At 72.2% G+C, this 7,454-nt stretch carries 5 protein-coding genes; 2 read left to right on the forward strand and 3 right to left on the reverse strand.

The annotated features are described in order from the left end of the window. Window positions 1-201: 201 nt before the first annotated feature. From ACRWK8_RS20910 to ACRWK8_RS20920, 3 genes are read right to left on the reverse strand one after another with little or no spacing between them, the layout of a single operon-like run. Window positions 202-1,359, reverse strand: coding sequence for an acyl-CoA dehydrogenase family protein (locus ACRWK8_RS20910; protein ID WP_378742778.1), 1,158 nt, complete (start codon window positions 1,357-1,359; stop codon window positions 202-204). After that, the gene (locus ACRWK8_RS20915) at window positions 1,356-3,449 is read right to left on the reverse strand and encodes an acetyl/propionyl/methylcrotonyl-CoA carboxylase subunit alpha (RefSeq protein ID WP_431872347.1); all 2,094 of its coding nucleotides are present in this window, start codon (window positions 3,447-3,449) and stop codon (window positions 1,356-1,358) included. Before ACRWK8_RS20915 ends, ACRWK8_RS20910 begins: the two co-directional genes overlap by 4 nt. 7 nt (window positions 3,450-3,456) lie before the next feature. Further along, window positions 3,457-5,067: a carboxyl transferase domain-containing protein gene (locus tag ACRWK8_RS20920; RefSeq protein WP_431872351.1), complete on the reverse strand. Its 1,611-nt coding sequence runs from the start codon at window positions 5,065-5,067 to the stop codon at window positions 3,457-3,459. A 137-nt stretch (window positions 5,068-5,204) separates the two neighbouring features. Here ACRWK8_RS20920 and ACRWK8_RS20925 point away from each other — a divergent pair, with 137 nt between their 5' ends. Both ACRWK8_RS20925 and ACRWK8_RS20930 read left to right on the forward strand, forming a co-directional pair. After that, on the forward strand, window positions 5,205-5,804 hold the full coding sequence (locus ACRWK8_RS20925) for an SACE_7040 family transcriptional regulator (RefSeq protein WP_431872349.1): 600 nt from the start codon (window positions 5,205-5,207) through the stop codon (window positions 5,802-5,804). Between the two features lie 112 nt (window positions 5,805-5,916). After that, window positions 5,917-7,383, forward strand: a complete 1,467-nt coding sequence (locus ACRWK8_RS20930) for a catalase (RefSeq protein ID WP_378742770.1) — start codon at window positions 5,917-5,919, stop codon at window positions 7,381-7,383. Window positions 7,384-7,454 lie beyond the last annotated feature (71 nt).

The following is a 7,454-nucleotide window of genomic DNA, read 5'->3' on the forward strand; positions in this document are numbered from 1 at the left end:
GCCGACGGAGGAAGGGGGTGTCACGGTGTCGAAACCTCGGGGGGTAGGGGGTCCGATGCGGCCCCATTCTCCCAGTGACGGGGTGGTCACACACGAAGGGGCTCCAGCACGGTTGACGCGCCCGGCCCCCGAAAGGTTCGGGCCCAGACGTGACGCGGCCCCGGGGACGCCGTTGTCTCCGGGGCCGCGGGTCGGGGTGGCCTACGCGGGCAGGCCGAGCTCGCGGGCGATGAGCATCTTCTGCACCTCGCTGGTGCCCTCGCCGATCTCCAGGATCTTGGCGTCCCGGTAGAAGCGGCCCACGGCGTAGTCGTTCATGAAGCCGTAGCCGCCGAAGACCTGCGTGGCGTCGCGGGCGTTGTCCATCGCCGCGTTGGAGGCGATCAGCTTCGCGATGGCCGCCTCCTTCTTGAAGGGCTCACCGGCGAGCATCCGCGAGGCCGCGTCGTAGTAGGCCAGGCGGGCGCCGTACGCGCGGGCCTCCATCTCCGCGATCTTGAACTGGATCGCCTGGTACCGGCCGATGCTGTTCCCGAAAGCCTGCCGCTGGTGGGCGTAGCGCACGCTCTCGTCCACGCAGCCCTGCGCCAGGCCCACGGAGAGCGCCGCGATGGCGATGCGGCCCTCGTCCAGGATCCGCAGGAACTGGGCGTAGCCCCGGCCGCGCTCACCGACCAGGTTGGCCTCGGGAACCCGGCAGTCCTCGAAGACCAGCTCGTTGGTGTCCGAGGCGTTCCAGCCGACCTTGGAGTACTTCTGGCCCACGGAGAAGCCGGGCGTCCCGCTGGGCACGAGGATCGACGAGATCTCCGGCCGTCCGTCCTCGCGGCGGCCCGTCACGGCGGTCACGGTGACCAGTGCGGTGATGTCAGTCCCCGAGTTGGTGATGAACGACTTGGTCCCGTTGATCACCCACTCGCCGTCCTCCAAGCGGGCCGTGGTCCTGGTCGCCCCGGCGTCGGAGCCGCCGTCCGGTTCGGTCAGTCCGAAGGCGCCCAGGGCCTCGCCCGAGGTGAGCCGGGGCAGGTAGGTCTTCTTCTGCTCCTCCGTGCCGAAGCGGTGGATCGGCATCGCGCCCAGCGACACCCCGGCCTCGAGGGTGATGGCCACGGAGGAGTCCACCCGGGCCAGCTCCTCCAGGGCCAGACACAGGGCGAAGTAGTCGCCGCCCATGCCGCCGTGCTCCTCGGGGAACGGCAGCCCGAACAGGCCCATCTGGCCCATCTTGGCGACGATGTCGTACGGGAAGGCGCCCCGCTCGTAGAAGTCGCCGATCACCGGTGCGACCTCGGTCTGGGCGAAGGTCTCCACGGCGGCGCGGAGGTCGTCGTGCTCGGTCGAGAGTTCGTGGCGGTTCATCGCTGCTCCTCGGGGGTGGTCGGGGCGTCGGCCGGTTCCCCGGCCGACGCGGAGAGGGGTTCGACGGTGACCAGGACGGCGTCCATGGGCACCGACACCCCGGGGCGGACCGCCACGGAGGCGACGGTCCCGTCGACGGGTGAGGGCACGGAGTGCTCCATCTTCATCGCCTCGACCACGGCGAGCGTGGTCCCGGCGGTGACCGCCTGGCCCACCGCGACCGGGACGTCGAGCACCGTGCCGGGCATGGGGCTGCGCACCGTGCCGTCGGCGGCGGCGTCGTCCTCGCGCAGCGCGGCGGCCACGGGTTCCTCGTGCAGGCCCCAGGCGGCGCCGCCCAACCCCAGCCAGCGGTGGTCGGTGCCGGGGTCGTCGGCGCGGGCGTAGGTGACGGTGCCGGTGGAGTCGGTGACGGTGAGCCGGGTCCCGTCGGCCGAGCGGTGGGCCCGCAGGGCGACGGGGGCGTCGTCCCCGAGCCGGACCAGGTAGTGCCCGGCGGTGCCGTCCCGCCGCACCCGCACCACGGTGGCCTCGTGTCCGGGCGCGCGCAGGCGCCACGGTGTCCAGGCCGGGCCGCCCATCCGCCAGCCGTCCGGGACGGCGAACCGGTCGGGGTCAGGCGGACCCTCCAGGTCCAGCTGGTGGTCCAGGGCGGCCGCCGTGTACACGGCGGGGAGGTGGTCGGGGGCACCCGCCGGGGGGTCGGTGGCGATGAGGTCGGTGCTCAGGTCGCCGGCGACCACCCGGGGGTGGCGCAGCAGGCGCCGCAGGTAGGCGGTGTTGGTCACGCAGCCCAGAAGGGTGTGGGCGGCCAGGGCCCCGTCCATCCGCCGCAGGGCTTCGCCCCGGTCCGCCCCCCAGGTGATGACCTTGGCCAGCATGGGGTCGAAGTCCGAGGTGACCGACCCGCCCTGGGCGATCCCCGAGTCCACGCGCACGTGGGGTCCGGAGGGCTCCTCCAGGAGGAGGATCGGACCGCCCGAGGGCAGGAAGCCCCGGTCGGCGTCCTCGGCGTAGACCCGGGACTCGACGGCGTGCCCGATCCACGAGACGTCCTCCTGCGCGAAGGGCAGCGCCTCCCCGTAGGCCACGCGCACCTGGAGCTCCACCAGGTCCACGCCGCGCTCGCCGCGCACGGCCACGACCTCCTCGGTGACGGGGTGCTCCACCTGAAGACGCGTGTTCATCTCCAGGAAGGAGTAGGACAGTGCGCCGTCGGGGCCGGTCTCCGCGATGAACTCCACCGTGCCCGCGCCCACGTATCCGCAGGAGCGGGCGGCGGCCACGGCGGCCTCGCCCATGGCGGAGCGCTGTTCCTCGGTGAGCAGCGGGGAGGGGGCCTCCTCCACCACCTTCTGGTGGCGGCGCTGGAGGCTGCACTCGCGCTCGCCCAGGTGCAGGACGTTGCCGTGGCCGTCGGCCAGGACCTGTACCTCGATGTGGCGCGGCCGCTGGACCAGCTTCTCCACGAGCAGGGTGGCGTCACCGAAGGAGGCCAGTGCCTCGCGGCGTGCGGCGGCCGCGTCCGCCGCGAGGGTGTCGGCGGAGCGCACCTCGCGCATGCCCTTGCCACCGCCCCCGGCGGAGGGCTTGATCAGCAGCGGGTAGCCCGTCTCCTCGGCCGCGCGCGCCAGATCGCCGTCGTCCATGGGCTGGCCGGGCTTCTCGGTGAACCCGCTCAGCACCGGTACGCCCGCGGCGGCCACGGTGTCCTTGGCGCGGATCTTGTCTCCCATGGCCTCGATCGCGGAGGCGGGCGGGCCCACGAAGACCAGCCCGGCGTCCACGCAGGCCCGGGCGAACCCGGCGTTCTCGGACAGGAACCCGTATCCGGGGTGCACTCCGGTGGCCCCGCACTCCAGGGCCAGGGCGACGATCCCCTCGGCGTCGAGATAGTGGTCCACCCGCAGCGCCACGTCGGCGGCGAGGGTGTGCGGGGCGCCGGAGTCGGCGTCGGTGTACACGGCGGCCGGGCTGACGCCCATGCGGCGCAGGGTGCGGATGACGCGCAGCGCGATCTCGCCCCGGTTCGCGACCAGGACGCGTGTGACGCCCCCGCGCGGCGCGGTGGTGTGTGGTGTGGTGGTCAAGGGTTCCTCACATCCGGAAGACGCCGTAGCCGACCGGCTCCAGGGGCGCGTGGCGGGCGGCGGACAGGGCCATGGCGAGCACGTCGCGGGTGTCGGCGGGGTCGATGACCCCGTCGTCCCACAGACGCGCGGTGGAGTAGTACGGGCTGCCCTGTTCCTCGTACTGGTCGCGGATGGGCGCCTTGAAGGCCTCCTCGTCCTCGACCGGCCACTCCTCGCCGCGCGCCGCCATCTGGTCGCGGCGCACGGTGGACAGCACCGAGGCGGCCTGTTCCCCGCCCATCACCGAGATGCGGGCGTTGGGCCACATCCACAGGAAGCGGGGGGAATAGGCGCGGCCGCACATCGAGTAGTTGCCCGCGCCGAAGGACCCGCCGATCACCACGGTGAACTTGGGGACGCGGGCGCAGGCCACGGCGGTGACCATCTTCGCGCCGTGCTTGGCGATGCCGCCCGCCTCGTAGTCGCGGCCGACCATGAACCCGGAGATGTTCTGGAGGAAGACCAGCGGGATGGAGCGGCGGTCGCACAGTTCGATGAAGTGGGCGCCCTTGAGGGCCGACTCCGCGAACAGGATGCCGTTGTTGGCGACGATCCCCACCGGGTGGCCGTTGACGTGCGCGAACCCGGTGACCAGGGTGGTGCCGTACTCGGACTTGAACTCGGTGAACTCGCTGCCGTCCACGACGCGTCCGATGGCCTCGCGCACGTCGTAGGGGGTGCGGGTGTCGGCGGGGACCACCCCGTAGAGCTCACCGGGGTCGAGCACGGGCGGGCGCGGGGCGCGCGTCTCCCAGGCCGGGGGGTCCGTCGGGCCGAGGGTGTCGACGATCCGCCGCACCTTCGTGAGGGCGTCGGCGTCGTCGTCCGCGAGGTGGTCGGTGACGCCGGAGACGCGCGAGTGCAGGTCGCCCCCGCCCAGTTCCTCGGCGGTGACGACCTCGCCGGTGGCCGCCTTCACCAGGGGCGGGCCGCCGAGGAAGATCGTGCCCTGCTCGCGGACGATCACCGCCTCGTCGCTCATCGCCGGGACGTACGCGCCGCCCGCCGTGCACGAGCCCAGGACCGCCGCGATCTGCGGGATGCCCGCCCGGGACATGGTGGCCTGGTTGTAGAAGATCCGGCCGAAGTGCTCGCGGTCCGGGAAGACGTCGTCCTGCATGGGCAGGAAGGCCCCGCCGGAGTCGGCCAGGTAGACGCAGGGGAGGCGGTTGTGCAGCGCCACCTCCTGGGCGCGCAGGTGCTTCTTGACCGTCATCGGGTAGTAGCTGCCGCCCTTGACGGTGGCGTCGTTGGCCACCACGACGGTGGGCCGTCCGGCCACGCGGCCGATCCCGGCGATCATCCCGGCTCCGGGGGCGTCCTGGCCGTCCCGGCCGTAGAGGCCGTAGGCGGCCAGCGGGGCGATCTCCAGGAACGGGGAACCGGGGTCCAGGAGGAGGTCGACGCGGTCGCGGGGGAGGAGCTTGCCGCGCTCGACGTGGCGCGCCCTGGTCTTCTCGGGGCCGCCGAGGGCCGCGGTCGCGATCCGCCCCCGCAGCTCCAGCGCGAGCGCGCGGTTCGCGGCGTCGTTGGCGGCGAACGCGGGACCGGCGGTGTCGACCGCCGAACCGAGCACAGGTGCCCTGCTCATGGTGTCCTCTCGTGGAGGGATGTTAATGCTCACTAACAGGAGTGATGTTAGTAACTACTAACATGGGTGTCCAGGGTCCGGGTGGGTCGGACCGACGCGGACGGGCGGGGAGAGGTGGTCGGATGGCGACGGCACCCCAGGGGCAGCGGCCCACGGGCGAGCGGAGAACGGCGATCCTGGGCGCGGCGGCCCGGCTCTTCGCCGCGCACGGCTACCGGGGCGTGACCATCGACGACCTCGGGCGCGCCGTCGGCACCACCGGGCCCGCGCTCTACCGGCACTTCCCGGGCAAGGAGGCGCTGCTCGGTGAGGTCCTGGTGGACGTCAGCGAACGCCTCGCCCGGCGCGGGCGCGCACTCGTCACCGGCGCGGACGGCCCCGAGCAGGCGCTGGAGGCCCTCCTGCGCGGGCACATCGAGTTCTCCCTGGAGGAACCCGACCTCATCACCGTGCACGACCGCGAGCTGGTCAACCTCACCGACGACGACCGCCGCCGCGTCCGCCGACTCCAGCGCGGCTACGTGGAGGAGTGGGTGGCCGTCCTCTCCGCGCTGCGCCCCGAGTCCCCGCGCGCCGACCTGCGGGCCTCGGTGCACGCCGTGTTCGGGCTGCTCAACTCCACTCCGCACAGCCGGGGACCGCTGTCGCGGAGCGCGATGTCCGCCCTGCTCCTGCGGATGGGCTCCGCGGCGCTGCGCGCCGAGGCCCCGCCCCAAGGGTGAGTTGAGTCTCCGCGGCACATCTCTTGACCTGCCCTCGGGTAGACCCGCGCACGAGTCTCCCGGCCCCGACAGCCGGGACGCGCGCGTCTACTTCCACAAGGGGAGATCGTTCATGGTCGACAAACGACCGGAGTCCGAGCGCACCACCACCAACGCGGGAATCCCCGCGCCCAGCGACGAGCACTCTCTGAGTGTGGGCAGCGACGGCCCCATCGTCCTCCACGACGCCTACCTCGTCGAGAAGATGGCGCACTTCAACCGCGAGCGGGTGCCGGAGCGGGTCGTGCACGCCAAGGGCAGCGGTGCCTACGGCAGCTTCCAGGTGACCAACGACGTCAGCCAGTACACCTGCGCCGACCTCTTCCAGCCCGGGCGCCGGACCCCGATGCTGGCCCGTTTCTCCACGGTGGCGGGTGAGATGGGCAGCCCGGACACCTGGCGCGACCCGCGCGGGTTCGCGCTGAAGTTCTACACCCGCGAGGGCAACTTCGACATGGTCGGCAACAACACGCCGGTCTTCTTCGTCCGGGATCCCCAGAAGTTCCAGGACTTCATCCGCTCCCAGAAGCGCGACCCGCGCACCGGCCTGCGCGACAACACCATGCAGTGGGACTTCTGGTCGCTGTCCCCGGAGACCTCGCACCAGGTCACCTGGCTCATGGGCGACCGGGGCATCCCGCGGACCTGGCGCAACATGGACGGGTTCAGCTCGCACACCTACCAGTGGATCAACGCCAAGGGCCAGCGGTTCTGGGTCAAGTACCACTTCCGCACCGACCAGGGCAACGACTTCCTCACCCAGGAGGAGTCGGACCGCATCGCGGGTGAGGACGCCGACCACCACCGCCGCGACCTGTTCGAGGCGATCGAGCGCGGCGACCACCCCTCGTGGACGCTGAGCATGCAGATCATGCCGATCGACGAGGCGGCGGGCTACCGGTACAACCCCTTCGACCTCACCAAGGTGTGGCCCAAGGGCGACTACCCGCTGATCGAGGTCGGGCGGATGACCCTGGACCGCAACGCCGACAACCACTTCATCCACATCGAGCAGGCCGCCTTCGAGCCGTCCAACATGGTGCCGGGCACCGGTGCCTCCCCGGACAAGATGCTGCTGGGCCGCATGTTCTCCTACCCGGACACCCACCGTTACCGGATCGGGGTGAACTACGACGAGCTCCCGCCGAACCGGCCGCACGCGCCGGTGCGCTCCTACGGCAAGGACGGGGCGATGCGCCACTACGCCCCCGACACCGGGCAGGTCTACCACCCGAACTCCTTCGGCGGTCCCGACGCGGACCGCCAGCAGGGCGTGGAACCGGCCGGGTGGAAGGTGGAGGCCTCCGAGATGGTGCGGGAGGCCTACCGGCTGCGCGAGGACGACGACGACGTCTCGCAGCCGCGCGCGCTGATCCGGGACGTCATGGACGACGCCGCCCGGGACCGGCTGGTCTCCAACATCGTGGGCCACGTGAGCGCGGTCAACGACCTGGCCGTCCTCCAGCGCGCCCTGAAGTACTGGAGCGACATCGATCCGGAGATCGGCGCCCGGGTGGCCCGGGGGGTCAACGGCGACTGACCGCCGGAGCGCGGCACGGAAGGGGGGGGGGGGGTCGGGCACCCGCCCCCCTCCCTCCACGTCCGGTCCCC

The organism is Nocardiopsis eucommiae (assembly GCF_965344335.1).
GTDB classification, from domain to species: Bacteria; Actinomycetota; Actinomycetes; order Streptosporangiales; family Streptosporangiaceae; genus Nocardiopsis; species Nocardiopsis eucommiae.